At 64.4% G+C, this 16,783-nt stretch carries 15 protein-coding genes; all 15 read right to left on the reverse strand.

Annotation, left to right across the window (positions count from 1 at the left end; genetic code table 11):
* Positions 1 to 5 precede the first annotated feature (5 nt).
* Positions 6 to 1,106 carry a TMAO reductase system periplasmic protein TorT gene (torT, locus tag ACVW1B_RS08580; protein ID WP_456821524.1) on the reverse strand — a complete coding sequence of 367 codons (1,101 nt, stop codon included), beginning with the start codon at positions 1,104 to 1,106 and terminating at the stop codon, positions 6 to 8.
* A gap of 103 nt (positions 1,107 to 1,209) precedes the next feature.
* Positions 1,210 to 3,171 (reverse strand): hydantoinase B/oxoprolinase family protein, encoded by a 1,962-nt coding sequence (locus ACVW1B_RS08585; protein ID WP_253587232.1) that lies wholly within the window; start codon positions 3,169 to 3,171, stop codon positions 1,210 to 1,212.
* Positions 3,172 to 3,174: 3 nt separating this feature from the next.
* Positions 3,175 to 5,202, reverse strand: a complete 2,028-nt coding sequence (locus ACVW1B_RS08590) for a hydantoinase/oxoprolinase family protein (protein WP_456821525.1) — start codon at positions 5,200 to 5,202, stop codon at positions 3,175 to 3,177.
* 165 nt (positions 5,203 to 5,367) lie between these two features.
* Positions 5,368 to 6,327 carry an AraC-like ligand-binding domain-containing protein gene (locus ACVW1B_RS08595; RefSeq protein WP_057017110.1) on the reverse strand — a complete coding sequence of 320 codons (960 nt, stop codon included), beginning with the start codon at positions 6,325 to 6,327 and terminating at the stop codon, positions 5,368 to 5,370.
* A gap of 105 nt (positions 6,328 to 6,432) precedes the next feature.
* Positions 6,433 to 7,398, reverse strand: coding sequence for a LysR family transcriptional regulator (locus ACVW1B_RS08600; protein ID WP_057017111.1), 966 nt, complete (start codon positions 7,396 to 7,398; stop codon positions 6,433 to 6,435).
* 218 nt (positions 7,399 to 7,616) lie between these two features.
* A complete protein-coding gene (locus tag ACVW1B_RS08605) occupies positions 7,617 to 8,594 on the reverse strand; it encodes a 5-oxoprolinase subunit C family protein (RefSeq protein WP_253609287.1) in 978 nt (325 codons plus the stop codon).
* Complete coding sequence (locus ACVW1B_RS08610) at positions 8,584 to 9,459, reverse strand: 5-oxoprolinase subunit B family protein (protein ID WP_225646064.1); 876 nt, start codon at positions 9,457 to 9,459, stop codon at positions 8,584 to 8,586. The genes ACVW1B_RS08605 and ACVW1B_RS08610 overlap by 11 nt, the downstream gene beginning before the upstream one ends.
* 42 nt (positions 9,460 to 9,501) lie before the next feature.
* Positions 9,502 to 10,902, reverse strand: a complete 1,401-nt coding sequence (locus ACVW1B_RS08615; protein WP_456821526.1) for an acetyl-CoA carboxylase biotin carboxylase subunit — start codon at positions 10,900 to 10,902, stop codon at positions 9,502 to 9,504.
* 17 nt (positions 10,903 to 10,919) lie between these two features.
* On the reverse strand, positions 10,920 to 11,162 hold the full coding sequence (locus ACVW1B_RS08620; RefSeq protein ID WP_018270951.1) for an acetyl-CoA carboxylase: 243 nt from the start codon (positions 11,160 to 11,162) through the stop codon (positions 10,920 to 10,922).
* Between the two features lie 38 nt (positions 11,163 to 11,200).
* On the reverse strand, positions 11,201 to 11,929 hold the full coding sequence (gene pxpA / locus ACVW1B_RS08625; protein ID WP_028345053.1) for a 5-oxoprolinase subunit PxpA: 729 nt from the start codon (positions 11,927 to 11,929) through the stop codon (positions 11,201 to 11,203).
* Positions 11,930 to 12,019: 90 nt separating this feature from the next.
* The gene (locus ACVW1B_RS08630; RefSeq protein ID WP_028345052.1) at positions 12,020 to 13,207 is read right to left on the reverse strand and encodes an ABC transporter substrate-binding protein; all 1,188 of its coding nucleotides are present in this window, start codon (positions 13,205 to 13,207) and stop codon (positions 12,020 to 12,022) included.
* A gap of 31 nt (positions 13,208 to 13,238) precedes the next feature.
* The gene (locus tag ACVW1B_RS08635; protein ID WP_016846056.1) at positions 13,239 to 14,312 is read right to left on the reverse strand and encodes a branched-chain amino acid ABC transporter permease; all 1,074 of its coding nucleotides are present in this window, start codon (positions 14,310 to 14,312) and stop codon (positions 13,239 to 13,241) included.
* Between the two features lie 3 nt (positions 14,313 to 14,315).
* Positions 14,316 to 15,230, reverse strand: coding sequence for a branched-chain amino acid ABC transporter permease (locus ACVW1B_RS08640; protein ID WP_456791959.1), 915 nt, complete (start codon positions 15,228 to 15,230; stop codon positions 14,316 to 14,318).
* Position 15,231: 1 nt separating this feature from the next.
* A complete protein-coding gene (locus tag ACVW1B_RS08645; RefSeq protein WP_225159390.1) occupies positions 15,232 to 15,954 on the reverse strand; it encodes an ABC transporter ATP-binding protein in 723 nt (240 codons plus the stop codon).
* Complete coding sequence (locus ACVW1B_RS08650; protein ID WP_253609284.1) at positions 15,951 to 16,724, reverse strand: ABC transporter ATP-binding protein; 774 nt, start codon at positions 16,722 to 16,724, stop codon at positions 15,951 to 15,953. Before ACVW1B_RS08650 ends, ACVW1B_RS08645 begins: the two co-directional genes overlap by 4 nt.
* Positions 16,725 to 16,783 lie beyond the last annotated feature (59 nt).

The raw sequence follows: 16,783 nt of genomic DNA on the forward strand, positions 1-16,783 counted from the left end.
GCGGCTTACTTGGCCTTGACCGAATAGACCGGTGTCCAACTCGCCGGAGCCAGCACGAGGTCCATCTGCAATTTCGGTACGGTGGTCTTGTCGATGACAGCGGCGATCGGCTGGACAAGGCTCATGACCGGCTTCTTCTCGATGAGACGCACTGCCTGATCGATCGCGACGGCGCCTTCTCCGACCGGATACTGGGTTGCGAAGGCGAGGATGTCGCCGCGGTTGAGCGCGTCAAGCATGGCCTGGTTTTCGTAAGACGATACGATCTTCAGGTCGCTTCGGCCGGCCTCGGCAACGGCGCCGATGGCGGCTTCAGCTGTGGGGGCGGTGCCCCAGATCACGTTCATGCCGGGATAGGCCTGCAAGGCGTCCTGAATGAGCTGAAGCTGCACGGCGACGCCGGAGTCGCCGAATTTCTCGGCCAGAATCTTGGCGTTCGGGTTCTTGGCAACGGCCTTCTTGAAGCCTTCGTTGAACGACTCCGCCCAGCCAGAGCCGGCCGGACCGGGGAACGTCACGATGTTGAGCTTGTCGCCAGGCTTGGATTGCGCCAGCAGGCCGGCGCCGGTGACTTCGCCCATGGCGACGAAGTCGACGTAGTTGGCCGCGGGCAGCGCGTTCGGCGGCAGCGGGTTGGTGACGCCGACGACCGGAACGCCCTTGGCCTTGGCTTCCTCGAACTTCTTGCCGAGGCCTGCGCCGGAGATGGCGCCGACGATGATGGCGTCCGGCCCGCTCGCCATGCAGTCATCGAATTGCGACAGCTGTTTCGGCAGGTTCTCGTAACCTCCGGCCTCGTAGAGGTTCATGTTGACGTTCATCGCCTCGGCCTGTTTGACGATGCCATAGGCGACGGCGACCCAGAAACTGTCCTTCATGTGCGGAAACAGCACGCAGAGCCTGTAAGGCTTCTCGGCCTTCGGCAGCGGCGTGTACTCGGCCGGCTTCGGTGTGCCGGACGACGCGTCGTAGACCTTCATCGGAAACCACGGCGTCTCGGCCGCGGCCGGCGCGACCGCAGCGGCAAGGGCGAGGCCGGCGGCAAGGCCGAGCGCGGGGCGGATCGGCCAAACTCGATTGGGGGAAAGGCACGTCGTACTCGTCATAGCACAATCCTCATGGCTCGAATGAAAGTGGAGGGGCGGTGTCGGATCCAGTTTTTCGTGAACGCTCTGTGCGGTCTGCCGACGTCGCGGCCGGCGATGGCATTCAGCCTGCTTTCCACGTTGCGACCGAGCGCCGCTCAAACACCTCGCGGAACTGGCGCGTGGATTCGGGAAGCAAGGCACCGGTGCCCCAATCGAGGATCACCGCGTGCTTGCGGATCGCGTCGAGCGCGTCGATTGCTCCGCTGCGATAGCGTTGCGCCACCAGCTCCGGATCGAGCCGGACATTGGCGACACGCTCGGAGCGGATCTTCGCACGGAGCGCCTCGGTCGCGACCTTGTCGACCTCGTAGTTACAGAGCTCGGCGTCGATGGTGTGCACCACGACGCCATAGTCCTTGGCGGCACGCTCGACCGAGACATAGTCGTCCTTGATATCCTCGACGACGAGGTTCGGATCGCGCTCCAGCGGATCGCCAAATCCGCCGCCGCCGGCGGTCGGACGCGAGAAAGTGTCGCCTTCGCCGATCGGGACGTCCGAGAAGATCGAGCCGAGCCGCTCCGCGGCCGTGCTGCCGGCGCGCTTCAGGGTCAGGCCGTGCGGCATCGACGGCAGGCCGCCCTCGATGCCCCACACGATCGCGCGCTCGCGGTCGCAGATATAGGAGATCACGGTTTTCTCGGCCTGCAGCATCCGCGACGTCTTCACCACGCCAGCGCCGCCGCGCCACTTGCCGGGGCCGGGCGAGTCCTTGAGGATCTCGCATTCGGTGGTCAGGATCGGGTTGGCGCGCTCCTGGCCTTCGACCGGCTGCGACATCAAGCCGGTGCCGAAGCAGGCGGTTGTGACATTGCTGCCATCCTTGCCGTTGCGCCCGCCCCAGCCGCCGGGCAGCCAGTCATAGAACATGAAGATCGGCTTGTCGGAGCTGCGGGCATCGAGCCCGCCGGTGAGCAGATATTCGAGATTGAACGCGCAAGCGAGCGCGCGCTCCGGCATCAGCTTCGACCACATTTCGTAGATCGAGTTCATGATCTTCTCGAACGGCATCAGAAAGCCGGTGACCGCGATCGGCCATTTGGCGTCGACGATCGATCCTTCGGGGGCGATGATCTCGAAGCAGCGGTAGAAACCGGAATTGAGTGGCAGGTCGGGGAAGAAAGTCTTCATGCCGGCGGCGACGGCAGAGAAGGTTGCACCGAACGCCGAATTGTAGATCGAGCCGATGGTTGGATGGCTGCCGGTGAAGTCGTAGATTGCGCGATCGCCCTTGATCGTCATCTTGATGCGGATCGGGATCATGCCTTCGCCGCCGGCCGGATCGCGGTCGATGAAGTCGACGGTTTCCCATTCGCCGTCCGGCAGCGCCGCGATGCGCTGGCGCGCCGAACGCTCCACATAGTCCTGGACGGCGGCAAGCCCGGTCTCGACCGTATCACGGCCATATTTGCCGACCAGGCGCAGGATCTCGCGTTCGCAGACGGCGGTGGCTTCGGCCTGTGCCTGGATGTCGCCGATGATCGAGGCCGGGTCGCGCGTGTTCGAGGCGATCAGATGCGCGACGTCCTTGCGCAGGCCATTTTTGTCGAACAGGCGGACCGGCGTGATGCGTAGGCCCTCGCGGAACATCTCCCGGGCGGCGACGTCGAACGATCCCGGCACGCTGCCGCCGACGTCCGACCAGTGTCCGTTGGACTGGCTGAAGGCAATGATCTTGCCGTCGGCGAAGATCGGACGGATCAGGCGGACATCGGAGAAGTGCGTGCCGCCGGCATAGGGATCGTTGATGGCGAAAACGTCGCCCTCATGCATGTCGCCTTCGAAATGGCGCATGACATCCTTGCACGTGAAATGCAGCGTGCCGACGTGGACGGCGATATCCTGGTTGCCCTGCGCCGCGCATTCGCCGTTGGCGTCATGCAGCGCGCTCGAGAAATCGCGATTGTAGATGACGAAGGAGTAGCACGTCCTCAGGACCTGCTCGCCCATCTGGTCGACGCTGGTGATGAAGGAGTTCTTCAAAACCTCGAAGGTCACGGGGTCGAGCGGGAGAGCTCCGGCCATGGTTCACTCCTTCACGCGGATGATGATGTTGAGATATCTGTCGACCTCGGCGGCGGCGCCGGGCGGAACGACGGTGGTGGCATCGACCTGCTCGATGATCGCGGGGCCTTGAAAGGAGAAGCCGCAGGGCAGGTTGTCGCGCCGATAGACGGGTGTATCGAGCCCGCTGCCCTCGAACCAGACCCTGCGGCGGCTGACCGGCTCTGGGCTAGCGCCGGTCGGCTCGTGGACGGCAAACTCGGCCTTGGGGACCACGCCCACTGCCTTCAGATTGAGACGGAAGAAGCTGACCGGCGCGCTGTCGCGGCGGAAATTGTATTCGCGCTGATGCTCGGCATGGAAGCTCTGCACCAGATCGGCGATCGCGCCGATCGGCCGCGGCGCGTTGACGGCAAGCGAACGCCACTGGCCGCGATACATCATGTCGATCGAGCGCTGCAGCACGATGTCCTGCTGCGCGACGCCCTCATGGGTCAACCGTGCGAGCGCAGCCTTCTCGAGCTCGGCGAACTGTGCCTCGATCTCGGTGGCGTCGGCCTCGGCGGCGTCGACCATGCAGCTTTGCGAAAAATCGTGCTGCATGTCGACGAGCAGGCAACCGAGCGCTGAGGTCACGCCGGGATTGGGCGGTACGATCACGACGGGAATCGCCAGCTCGCGTGCGACGTCGACCCCATGCAGGGCACCGGCGCCGCCGAACGCCACCAGCGCAAAATCGCGTGGATCGTAGCCGCGACTGATCGAGATCAGCCGCACCGCATCCGACATGTTGGCGTTGGCGACCTTGACGATTGCATCCGCGGCTTCATGCAGGCCGAGGCCGAACGGCTTGGCGACGCCGCCCTCGACCGCTTGCCGTGCCAGCTCGGGATCGAGCTTGACCTTGCCACCGGCGAGATCGGTGCCAAGCCGGCCGAGCGTCACATTGGCATCGGTGTTGGTCGGCTGCGTATTGCCGTTGCCGTAGCAGGCCGGTCCCGGATAGGCGCCGGCCGATTGCGGGCCGTTGCGCAGCGAGCCGGCCGGATCGGTCCAGGCCAGCGAGCCGCCGCCGGCACCGATGGTGAGCACCTCGATCGATGCGAAGCGGATCGGATAGCCGAACTCGATGTGCCAGTCCTTGGTGATCCGCGACTGGCCCTCATAGGCGAGCGACACGTCGGTCGACGTGCCGCCCATGTCGAGGCCGATCGAATTGGGGAAACCGCAAAGACCGGCGATATGGCGGCTGGCGATGGCCCCGGCGGCGATGCCGGAGCCGGCAAGGCGTGCCGCAAAATCCTTCACGCTCGCCGGCGTCATCACGCCGCCGCCGGTGTGCAGCAGCAGAAGATCGCGGGTGTAGCCCTCGTCCGAGAGGCGTTCGCCGAGCCGGCTGGTGTAGTTGACGACGACCGGGCTCACCACGGCATTGGCGACCGTAGTCGAGAACCGCTCGTGCTCGAAGATTTCGGGAAGCACCTGCGAGGAGATCGAGACCGGAATATCGGGCATCTCGGCCAGCAGAATATCGCGCATGGCGCGCTCATTGGCGCTGTTGAGATAAGCGTTCATGAAGCACACCGCGACTGCGGCGACGCCGCGACGCTTGAGGATGCGGGCGACGCTGCGCGCGGCTTCGATGTCGAGCGGTTCGATCACGGTGCCGGCAGCATCGACGCGTTCGGGCACGGTGAGGCGGTCGCGCCGTGGCACATAGGGCCGGACCACGTCCTTGTAGGTGTCCCAGAGGTCTTCCTTGTTGGCGCGCCGGATCTCGATGACGTCGCGGAACCCCTTGGTCGTGACCACCGCGGTGCGCGGCAGGCGGCGGGTGATCAGCGCGTTCGTGGCAATCGTGGTGCCATGCGAGAACAGCGCCACCTTGGACAGGTCGATGCCGGCCTTGGATACGCCGCCCATGATCCCTTCGATCGGATCGCGCGTGGAGGAGGTCTTCTCGATGCGCACGAGACCGGTCGTCTCGTCCATGATGCAGATGTCGGTGAAGGTGCCACCGACATCGACGGCCACACGAAGGTTCTGCGCCATGCCTCTTCCTTTCGAACGAGCGTTTCGCCGATCTTAGGCAGAGCGGCGGCCTTCGTTCTTGACGCTGAGCGCAGGAAGATTTGTGCGAGAGAGCGAACCGTGCCGGTGCCCATACATGCCCAGACCGGCGGCGGTGTGCCTAAGAATCGATCAGCAGGCCAGTCTTCAGGAGTTGGCTGTGCGCGAAATGGCGCGGGCCTCGCTCGGGGTGCATCCGAACCGGCCGCGATAATTGCGGCTGAACTGCGCCTGGTCGGCAAAGCCCCATTGATAGGCGATTTCCGAAATGCTCTTGCGGCAGTTCGCATCGCGCAGCAGGGCGTCGCACATTGAAAGGCGCTGGTTGCGGATGTAGGCGCAGACGGTCAGACCTTCGCCCTCGAAGATCTGGTGCAAATAGCGCAGCGAGATGCCGCAGCCGTCGGCAATCATCTGCGGCGTGAGCCGCATATCGTCGAGACGGGCCCGGATGAATTGCTCGCAACGCAGCAAATGGCCGTTGCGCACGGAGGACGAGTGACCGGTCAACACACGGTCGTCGGATTCAATGGCCATCGCAAGCAGCTCGATCAGGTGCTTGCCCATCATCGTGCGCGCCGTCTCGTCCATTTCCTCGATCCGTTCACCGGACAGGCGCAGCGTGTCGACGAACAGCGCGCCGACGCTGCGGCTGGCGTCGAATTGCAGCGTCGCGAGGCGCTCGGGCCGGGAAATGCGGGCGCGCAGCACCGCGCTCGGGATCTTCAGACACCACAGCGCCGTCGGATCCTGATGGCTGAACTCGTAGGGTAGGTGGCTGCGCTCGATCAGGAACGCGCCCGGGCGGCAATGCACCACCTTGCCGTCCTGCTCGAAACGGATTTCGGCGAGTTCGGGCACCGTGATCAGGAAGGATTCCTCCCGCTCGCTCAGGAGATGCCGCTCATGCCGCTTGTACAGCAGGCCGTTGGCGATGTTGCGGGACACCGAGACAGGGCCCATCGACCAGGCGCCAAGGCGCGCATTGAAGTCGCGCGTGCTCGGGAAACGCAGGTCGAGCGAGTAATAGGTCTTCGAGACGACCTCCTGCCAGTACTGGCGGCGGGTCTGCAACGGGATGTCGTTGGTCGTGTAGGTGACTTGCATGTCTCACTCCCGCCGCCGGCTGTGCCTCCGGTCGTCGTGTCCCCGGGCAAAGTTTGGCGAGGACAGCCGGACGGCGTCAAGTCGAATAAAACGGAAACTGATATTCTAGATTTCGATGGCCTCCTCGGCCTGATGCCGGTGGTCCATGCTGACCGGCGGCCGGGCCGGCCCGACGCCGGCAACCGCAAAGCGCATGAAATCGCGAAAAGCCATCGCAGCCTCCGATGGCTTGGTGTCGCGACGCCATGCAAGACCGATGTCCATGCTGGGCACCTCGTCCTCGATGACGCGGGTCTCGATCCGCTGCCCCTCCAGCGACCAGGGCCGGTAGATCAGGTCGGACAGAATGGCGATCCCCATGCCGCCGGCGACCATGGAGCGGACGGCTTCGACCGAGGAGGTGCGGAACACCGTCTTCGGTTCGAGTGAGGCGTTGTTCCAATAGCGCATCGAGGTGTGCTTGGCCTCGTCGACCGTGAGCATGACATAGGGATAGGTCGCGATGTCAGCGAGGTGGACCCGCTCGGCACGGGTCAGGGGATGCTCGGGCGCAAGCCACAGCCGGCGCGGCGATCGCAGCAAGGTCTCGCTGGTGAGCATGGCGTTGTCGCGCAGGTTCGAGACCAGCATCACCGCGAGGTCGAGGGCACCATCGACGAGTGCGCGCTCGAGCACGTCGCGCGGCGCCTCGAACAGCTCGATCGTGATCCCGGGGAAACTCGCCTTGAAGCGCATCTGATGACGCGGCAGGAAGTAGCCCGACACGGTGTAGGTGACGCCGACGCGGATCGTCCCGAACAGGGGGCCGGCGGACATCTGCGTGTCGCGCACCGCCTCGGCGACGGCGGCGAGGATATGACGGCCCTGGGAGAGGAAGCGGCTGCCCTCCATGGTGACGGTTACGCCGTTCGGCGTGCGCTCCAGCAAGCGGGCGCAGACGGTGGCCTCGAGCTGCTGGATCGCCGCGGTGACCGCTGATTGCGAGACGTTGAGATCGATGGCCGCCTGGCTGATCCGCCCGGTCTCGGCGGCGGCGACGAAGTAGCGGATCTGTTTCAGAGAAACGGACATCGCGGTTGTTCCGATGTTTGCACAACTCATGAGCAGTGTTTCTCAGCCCGAATGTGTCCGCTGCAACTCTCGTGCCGTCCGGCGGACAGCACACCGTGGCACAGACCTCAGATGTGCGAGCGCGCAATCGACAGCCACAGGTTTAGACTTGACCATGCGCGATCGCTCCGGCGCCCGCGGCCGAGGTCCGTTGGCAGATGCGGTGGGCCCCCTCGCGATTACGCCATGGCGCTGCGAAGCTTGCCCAGCAGCTCGGTCCGGCTCTTGCGTGCCGCAAGCGCCTGATCCATGTCGACCTTGACGAACTTCACCGGCGTGTTGGGCTGAAGCTGACCGATCAGATCCATGTCCGCGGCGATCACGGTGCCGACCATGAAGTAGCCGCCGCCGGATACGGCGTCGCGATGCAGCACGATCGGTTCGGTGCCGCCGGGAACCTGGATCGAGCCGTAGGGATAGCAGGCATCGGTGATGTTGGACGGATCGGAGCCGGCGCCGAACGGCGGTTCGCGCGGAACGAATTCGAGCGCCTTGCCACCCTTGAAGCGGTAGCCGATGCGGTCCGCTTCCGGCGCGACCTTCCAGGTGTCGGAGAAGAACCCGCTGCCGGCGGCCTCGGTGATGCGGTGCCAATAGAGGCCGGGCATGGCGCGCAGCTCCGTCGGCATTCCCGCCGGTTGCCCGCGCAAATCGTTGGCGACGGTGCGGCCGTCCTTGACCGTCACGCTGGCACGGCCGACCGGGAATTCGTCGCCGGCCTCGAGCTTGCGGCCCTTGAAGCCGCCGAGCGCGCCGAGTGCGTAGGTCGATCGCGAGCCGAGCACCACGGGCACATCGATGCCACCGGCGACCGCGATGTAGCCGCGTGCGCCTCGCTTGAGGAAGTCGAAGGAGAGGATCTGGCCACGCTTTACCTTGAAGCTGGTCCAGGTCTCGCGCGGCTCGCCGTCGAGTTTCGGCGGCAGCTCCGCGCCGGTGACGGCGACCGTGGCGTCCTCGGTGAATTCGAGCTCGGGCCCCATGAACACCGCTTCAAGCACGGCTGCGCCCGCATCATTGCCGACGAGCAGATTTGCGGCGACCAGCGCGTGACGGTCCATGCCGCCGGAGAGCGGGATGCCGATGTGATAATAGCCGGGACGTCCGAGGTCCTGGACGGTGGTCGCAAGACCCGGCTTCAAAACCCTAACGGCCATGGAGAACTCCATCGAGCTTGCTGTTGTAGCCATCAATGTCGCGGTTGAACTCGGTCAGCGAGAATGAGACGTCGCGGATCACAGGCGCAAACCGGCCGGCGTCGACGTCGGCGACCGCGGCGTCATAGGCTGCCCGGTCGATCGGTTTCCATTTCACGATGTCGCCCGGCTTGAACAGGCACATGAAGTCGCGCAAATAGCTGATGGTCTGATTGGGATCATAGATCGGCATCGGCGTGATGCCGAACATCTGGTAACCGCCGGCGCCGCGCACCGAATAGATGCAGCTGAAACAGCCGCCATGTCCGACGGTGAGCTTTGGCGTATCCGTGCGCGGGCGCAGATATTTCGGGGCCTGAAGCTGCCGCTTGCGCTCGACCATCTGGTAAAGGAAGGGGAGGCCGGCGACGAAGCCGACCATCGAGACGAACCAGGGCGCGCTGGAATGCGCCTTGATGAAGGCATCGACGCTGTCGAGGCCGTTGATCCGCGCGGCGTATTCGAGGTCGGTGCCGTCAGGATCCTGGTGACGCTCGCGGAAGCGCATCAAGGTCTCACGGGTCCAGGGGTCGTTGTAGAGCACGGGAATCTCGATGATCCGCGTCTTGATCACCGGTTCCGATTTCTCGGATGCGGAATCCAGCCGCTTCAGCTCGGCGAGGAGATCGTCGGGCTTGATCCGCTCCGGATCGAACTTGACCTGATAGGACGCGTTCGCCGGACAGATCTCGGTGACACCCTTGATCCTGGCATCGCGCACCGCATTGGTGATGAACAGGCTCTTGAAAAAGGCCTCGAGCGACATCGCTTCGCCGACCTCGGCGAAAATGTGCTCATCGCCGCCGAAGGAAAATCGAGTTTGCATGCTAGCGGCCTCCTGTTGCTGACGGGGCGGATTCTCTCGCCATCATGAGGCGACCTTCGCAGCTGATGGCGGCTGAGCGGTGGCAAGCGTGGCGGCGTGGGACTCAAGCCAGGGTTCGAGCCATGCCGTATGGAAGCGTCCAGCCTGGACGTCGGCGTCGCGCGCCAGCGCCTGGTGCAGGGGTTTGGTCGTGAAAATGCCTTCGACGGTGAGCTCGGCAAGCGCGCGCTCGAGTTTCTTCATGGCGCTCGGCCGATCCTTGTCGTGCACGATCAGCTTGCCGAGCAGGCTGTCGTAGAAGGGAGGCACCGTGTAGCCCTGATAGAGCATGCTGTCGAAGCGAACGCCGTCGCCGACGGGCAGGCTGAGTGCGCTCACCGTGCCCGGGTTCGGCAGGAAGTTTCTGGCGGGATCCTCGGCGTTGATACGGACTTCGATCGAATGGCCGCTGACGCGCATCTCGTTCTGGCTGATGCGCAAGCGCTCGCCGCCGGCGATCTGGATCATCTCGCGGACGAGGTCGATGCCCGTGATCATTTCCGTGACCGGATGCTCGACCTGGATGCGGGTGTTCATCTCCAGGAAGTAGAATTCGCCGGTGGCGTCGTCGTAGAGATATTCGAGCGTCCCGGCGCCGCGATAATTGACCGCTCGGGCGAGTGCCACGGCCGAGGTGCAGAGCCTGTCCCGCACGGCCTGGGTGAGCGAGGGCGAGGGGGCTTCTTCCCAGACCTTCTGGCGGCGGCGCTGCAATGAGCATTCGCGTTCGAAGCAATGGATCACGTCGTGTCCGTCGCCGAGCACCTGCACCTCGATATGCCGCGCGCCTTCGATCAGCTTTTCGACGTAAAGCCCGCCGTCGCCAAAGGCCGCGAGCGCCTCGGCCTGTGCCTGCGGCATCAGATGCTGAAACTCCTCGGGCGACCGCGCAATGCGGATGCCGCGTCCGCCGCCTCCGGCAGCGGCCTTGATCATCACGGGGAAGCCGGTTTTCTCGACCAGCGCGAAGGCCGCGTCCGCCGACTCCAGCCGCCCCTGGCTGCCGGGGACGGTCGGCACCCCGGCCGCGGCGGCGGCCTCGCGTGCCGCGACCTTGTCGCCCATCAGCCGGATCGATTGCGCGGTCGGACCGACAAAGATCAATCCCGCCGCTTCGACAGCGGCGGCGAACTCGGCGTTCTCGGCCAGGAAGCCGTAGCCGGGATGGATGGCGTCGGCACCGGTGCTCCGCGCCGCGGCGAGGATGGCCGCCTGGTTGAGATAGGATTTCGACGCCTGCGGCGGACCGATATCGACCGCTTCGTCGGCGAGCCTGACCGCGAGCGAATCCTGGTCGGCCTTGCTGTAGACCTGCACGGTTGCAATGCCGAGATCGCGCGCCGCGCGGATGATGCGCACCGCGATCTCGCCGCGATTGGCTATGAGGAGCTTCTTGATCGCCATGGCTGGTCGAAGAGCCCCTAAACGTCGATTTCGGCGATCGGCTGGCCGGCCATCACGGCATCTTCATTCTCGGCCAGGAAGCGGACGATCTTGCCGGCGATGCCGGCTTTCACCTCGTTGAACGATTTCATCACCTCGATAAGCCCGATCGTGTCGCTCTCGGCGACGGCGTCGCCATCGTTCTTGTAGACCGGCTTGTCGGGCGCGGGCTTGCGATAAAAGATGCCTGGGAGCGGCGAGAAGATCTGCTGCGTTGCCATTGTTTCCTCGTGGTGTATTGGTTCGTTGCCGCGACGGTTCAGCGCGCGGTGAGATAGGGGCGCACCGCCTCGCGGACGGCCTCGGCGATGGCGACGGCGTTCGGCGTGTCGGAGTGGATGCAGATCGAATCGGAGCCGACCACGATGTCGTTTCCGGCCACCGTGCGCGTCTTGCCTTCATTGACCGCCCTTGCGCATCGGGTGGCGGCGTCGGCCGGATCCTTCGCCTCGTGCTCGCGGGTGATGATCAGGCTGCCGTCGGCATTGTAGTCGAGGTCGGCATAGTATTCGGCGACGAAGGCATGACCGCGCCGCTCGTAGACCTTCTGGTGCAACGTTCCCTTCATGCCGAGCAACGGTACCTTGTAGACGTCGGCGGCATCAGCCACGGCTTCGGCGATCTCCTCGTTGCGCGATGCCATGCCGTAGAGTGCGCCGTGCGGCTTGATGTGATTGAGCGCCATGCCTTCGGCATCCAGGAAGGCCTTGAGTGCGCCGATCTGATAGAGCAGGCAATTGGCCAGCTCTTCGCGGTCGATCTTCATCTCCCGGCGACCAAATCCCTGCAGATCGGGCAGCGACGGGTGCGCCCCGACCTTGACGCCAAATTGCTTGGCGAGCTGCACGGTCTTGCGCATGTGATTGAAGTCGGAGGCATGAAAGCCGCAGGCGACGTTCGCGACGTCGATATGAGGCATCAATGCCTTGTCGTCGCCCATCTTGTAGAGGCCGTAGGCCTCGCCCATGTCGCAGTTGATCACGACCATCTCCTGATTTCCTTCCAACTGGCTTTGCACATGACCGGCGAAGGCCGCCCCGGGGTATCACTGGCGCACCCAGGGCGGCGCATTGCCGGGTTACTTGGACACCAGATAGTCGAGCGGAATCTTTTCCGAGATCGTCCACTGGTCGATCACCTGCGGCTTGCCGGCCTCGGTGTCGACGATCAGGTAACGACCCTGGTTCTGGTGGTGGATGTCCTTGGTGAAGGTGCGCGGCCCGAACAGCGTGGACTCGTTGTTCATCTTCTCGAGCTCGGCCACGACGGCTGCCGCATCGGTCGATTTGGCGCGTTCGACCGCCTTGGCCCAGACGTCGATCAGGACGTAACCCGGATAGACGTACTGGCTGGAGGGGTCACCGCCGGTGACCTCCTTGTACTTCTTGTTGAACTCGTTGACCTTCGGGTTCGGATCGTCGCCATAGACCGAGCCCTGCACCGGGACGTAGAAGTTCGAGAGATCAGGAACGGCGTTCATCCAGTAGCTGCCGTCGACACCCGACCCGTTGAGGATCATCGACTTGATACCGGCGGCACGGATCTGCTTGATGGCGGAGACAGCGCCCGGCATCATTGTGCAGAGCATGATGGCGTCAGGCTCCTTCGGCAGGCTCTTGATGCGCGTGATCTGCGAGGCGATCGAGGCATCGTCGTTCTTGAAGGTGTCGCTGCCGACCAGCTTGGCCTCCTTCAGGCGCGGCAGCATCCAGTCGAAGCCGTCGCAGATGCCCTTGTTGTAGACGGTCCAGCTGTCGAGCAGCCGATAGAAGCTGCGTGCGTTCTTCTTGGTGTAAGCCCATTCGGACATGGTCGCTCCCTGCACCGGTGCCAGCACCGAGGCCGAGAACGAGAACGGGCCGACGCCGGGGATGCCGGCCTTGATCGATTCGGCACAGAGGAAGAAGGAAACCTTGCCGGCGGCCTGCGCCTGCAGCGCCGCGGGCGCGCCGAAATCATAGTCGCAGGAGACGATGACGAGGTCGGCACCCTGGTCGAGCACCGCAAGGCCGGCCTTGGCACCCTCGGCCTGATCGGTCTTGGTGTCGGCAAAGACGGGCTTGATCTTCTTGCCGAGCAGGCCGCCCGCCTTGTTGATCTCCTCGATCCGGATCAGCGCCGCGTCCTGCGCCGGCTTGTCATAGGCTTGCATGAACCCGGATGCCGCGGTCGCAAACCCAACAACGATCTCGTTGGCTGCCCGGGCAGGCGTGAACCAGAGCGCGGATGCTCCGGCCAAGATGCTGAGTAATGTCGTAAAGCGCATATCCCCACTCCTCCAATTGTACAAACAAGCGTCAGTGCAGTTCCTTCAGCGCGGTCTGGACCGGTGGCGTCAGGCGGCGCTGCAACGGCCATCGACGCCAGGAGAATTCCTGGTTGCGGGTCAGTCCCGTCGGCAAATACATCAGGATCGCGATGGTGATGATGCCGATCGCGATCTCCTGGACACCGTTCGGCAGGCCGACGGTGTGACCGCCGAGGCTGATGCCCTTCTCGAGATTGCGGAACAGTTCGATCAGCACGGAGATCGCGACCACGCCCGAGACGGCTCCGCTGAGGCTGTACATGCCGCCGACCACCAGCATCGACAGCGTGATAAACGTCGTCCGCAGATAGAATGCGCCGGGATTGACGATGCTCAGGAAATGCGCGTACAGCGCGCCGGCGAGCCCGATGATGAACGCGCTGACGACGAAGGCGATCAACCGTTCGCGGACGATGTCAATGCCGGAGGCGCTGGCCGCGACCGCTTCGTCTCGCGTGGCGCGAAGTGCCAGCCCGGAGCGCGAGATCGAGTAGAGATAGGCGATCGCGATGGCCACGGCGCCGCCGATCCATCCGGTCCAGACATTCATGGTGGGCGGAATGCCGACGATCGAACCCTGTCCGCCCGTCACCGAATCCCAGTTCGAATAGACATTGTTGATGACGCCGAGCAGGCCGAAGGTCGCAATCGAGGCGGCGATGCCCGACAGGCGCATGATGACGCGGCCGACGATCAGCGCGAACAGTGCCGCAAACAGTCCGGATATCGGCGTCGCCACCCACATCGGCAGTTGCGCGTGGAGCAGCCACGCCGGCAGGCCCTTGAGCGTGATCGACTTCATCACCGGCGGAATCGTGAGCCAGGCGGTCATGTAGGCGCCGAGGCACATGAAGCTGATATGGCCGAACGACAGCAGGCCCGAATTGCCGACGAAGACGTAGAGCCCGACCACCACCATGATGTTGATGAACATCTCGACCACGGTGCGGTTGAAGGCCCGGCTGCCGAATTGATAGGAGAGGGCCGCCATGATGAGCAGCGCCACGATCAGCACGATCGGCGTGATGATCGTTTGCCGGATGACGGACGGCCGCTGCGACATCGATCAGACCCTCTGCTTGGCGGATTTCGGTGCGAACAGGCCCTGCGGCCGCACCAGAAGGACGACGATGACGGCGCCGTAGACGAAGGCGTCGCGGAATACCCTGGCGTCATGCGGCAGGGTCGCCTGGAACACGACGCTGGCCGCACCGATCAGGAAGCCGGCGGCAACGGCGCCGGGAATGCTGCCGAGGCCGCCGATCACGGTCGCGATGAACGCGATCAGCATCACATTGGCGCCCATGCCGATGTCGGCGGTGCCGGAATTGGTCGCCAGGATCAGGCCGATCGCCGCCGCCAGCATGCCGCTGATAGCGAAGGCCAGCAGGATCACGCCGTTGGCGCGGACCCCGAGCATGCGCGCCATGGTGAAATTGTCGGCGGCCGCGCGCATCTCGAGCCCGTAGCGCGTGCGCTTGAGGAACAGGACGAGGACCGCCAGCACGGCCAGCGTGATGATGATGGTCACGACCTGGAGCATCGGGATGTGAGCGCCGAGGAATTCGACCGGCAGGCCAAGGCTCGGCCACAGCGTGATCGACTTCGGCCGGCTGGAAAACAGCATCAGCAGGAGATGCCGGATCACGAAGCCGAGCGCGAAGGATGCGATCATCATCGTCGCCGGATTGGCATTGCGGAAGCGGCGGAAGACGACGATCTCCGACAGGATCGACAGCGCGGCGCCGATCAAGAGCAGCAGCGGGATCAACAGATGGAACGGCAGCTGCCCGGCAAAGACGATCGCCGCAGCATCGATCGACGGCCACAGCATGGCGAAGACGCAAAATGCGATGAAATCGCCGTGGGCGAAGTTGACGAGCCGCATCACGCCGAAGATCAGGGCGATGCCGAGCGCGCCAAGGGCGTAGAGGCTGCCGAGGCTGAGGGCATCGAAGATGATCTGGAGCAGTTCGCGCATCTCAATGATCTCCGAAGCCGAAATAGGACTGCTTCAGACGATCATCCCTGACCATATCGGCCGCAGGGCCCTCGAGCACGATGCGGCCGCCGCGGATCAGGACCATCCGTCCGCCCGTCATCATGGCGCGTGTCGAGCTCTGCTCGACGATCAGGAGGGTGAGCTTGCGCTGCGTCCGCAGCCGCACCAGGATCTCGTAGACCTGGTCGATGATCTTTGGCGCAAGGCCGAGCGACGGCTCGTCGATCGCCATGATGCGGGGCGCGGCCATCAAGGCGCGGCCAATGACGAGCATCTGCTGCTGGCCGCCGGAGAGCATGCCCGCCGGGGTGTGGCGGCGCTCGGCCAGCATCGGGAATTCCTCGTAGACCTGATCCAGGTCGTCGGCGATCTTCTTGCGGTCGGCGCGCATGCCGGTTCCGACCTTCAGGTTCTCCTCGATCGTCAGCGCGCCAAAGACATTGCGTCCTTCCGGAACCAGGGAGAATCCGCGCCGGGCGATGTCTTCGGGTGCGGCACCCGTGATCTTTGCGCCATCGATCATGATGGACCCGGAGCCCGGTGGCACGACGCCCGCGATGGCGTTCAGCAAGGTCGACTTGCCAGCGCCGTTCGGGCCGGTCACGAACAGGATTTCGCCTTCATCGATCTTCAGCGTCAGGCCGCGGAGAGCCGTCAGGCGCCCATAGCTGACGGTGATGTCGTCGACGGCAAGCAGCGTCATGACGCGACGGCCTGTTCGGCGCCGACCGGCGGAAGCGGCTCGTCGCGCTGCGTGCCCATATAGGCGTGCCTGACCGCGTCGCTGTCACGGATCTGAGCAGGCGGGCCGGCTTCGATGACCTCGCCGGAATCGAGGACGTAGATGCGCTCGCAGAGCTCGAGCACGAGGCCGATATTGTGCTCGATCAGCAGCACCCCCACATTGAGCTCGCCCGCGATCCGCCGGATGATGGCGGCAAGTTCGTGGCTCTCATGCTCCGACATTCCTGCCGCCGGTTCGTCGAGCAGCAGATAGCGCGGTGTGCACATGATGGCGCGGCCGATCGCGACGCGGCGCTCGTCGGTATAGGGCAGGGCGCCGGCGATGGTGTTGGACAGATGCGAAATGCCGAGCCAGGCCATGACGCGCTCGGCTTCACCGATCGCCTCCGGACGGGATTGGCCCAGGCCGACGCCGGTGACCTCAAGGTTGTCCATCACCGGCAGGTCGCGGAAAAGTCGGCCCGACTGGAAGGTTCGCGCCACGCCTTTGCGGCGCAACTTGTGCGCTGCAATGCCACTCAGCGTCTCGCCTTCCAGTTCCACGGTTCCGGCGCCAACCGGTTGGAAACCCGTCAGCACATTAATAAGGGTGGTCTTGCCGGCTCCGTTCGGACCGATCAGTCCGGCGATACGTCCCCGCGGTACGGTCAAGGTCACGTTGGACAGCGCCTTCAGGCCTTCGAATTGGACGCTGATATCGCGAGCGACCAACTCCAAACCATCGGACATGACCTCAATGCCTCTCACTCGCGAACCGATGGATTGATTTTTCCGGTCCGCCGGGGGAT

The sequence above is a fragment of the Bradyrhizobium sp. USDA 4502 genome, from assembly GCF_054063355.1.